General features: G+C 57.0%; 1 protein-coding gene. It reads right to left on the reverse strand.

All coding sequences use genetic code 11. From position 1 onward, the window contains the following. On the reverse strand, positions 1-529 hold a 529-nt coding region (locus PsWM33_RS23565), incomplete at its 3' end, for a terminase gpA endonuclease subunit (RefSeq protein ID WP_244276740.1). Between the last annotated feature and the right edge of the window lie 11 nt (positions 530-540).

The raw sequence follows: 540 nt of genomic DNA on the forward strand, positions 1-540 counted from the left end.
CCTTTTCTGGTGTGACTTCCTTTGCCCGGTCCCGGTCCCAACGATCCAGCCCCTTGGCAAGAAACACACGCCTGCGCAGGCCAAGCTTGCGCGATTTACGGAAGAAAGCATAAGCGTTCTTCGTCACCCCATCTGCGCCGCCACTGTCCACGATCAGCGCAGCCGGTTTGATCTGGTAGCCACTGCCCGCAACCGGATAGTACTTTTCTAGCAAGGGCAAAAGCGCGTCCCAATCTTCCTTGTACTTTGCCGGGTCAATCGCGCGTGCGTCGGCGCTTGGTGCACCTGCAGGCGGGGCGTGAACGTCAAAGCGATCAATCAGCCAGCGTTCCAGCCCCGGCCCCCATGCATCCACCTGTACAACAAAGCGGCCCTTTTGCACGTCAACCGCAATGGTAAGAAAGCGGGTTTCGGGTGGTGCGACCTTAAGCAGATACTGCTCTGCCTTGTCCTTCAGTTGCTTCACGCTCAAGTCGTCTTCATCTTCCACCATGCGCGAGGAATAAGGCTTGCCCTGATCAACGTTCACAGTGGTCTTTA

The sequence above is a fragment of the Pseudovibrio sp. WM33 genome, assembly GCF_001623165.1.
GTDB lineage: Bacteria > Pseudomonadota > Alphaproteobacteria > Rhizobiales > Stappiaceae > Pseudovibrio.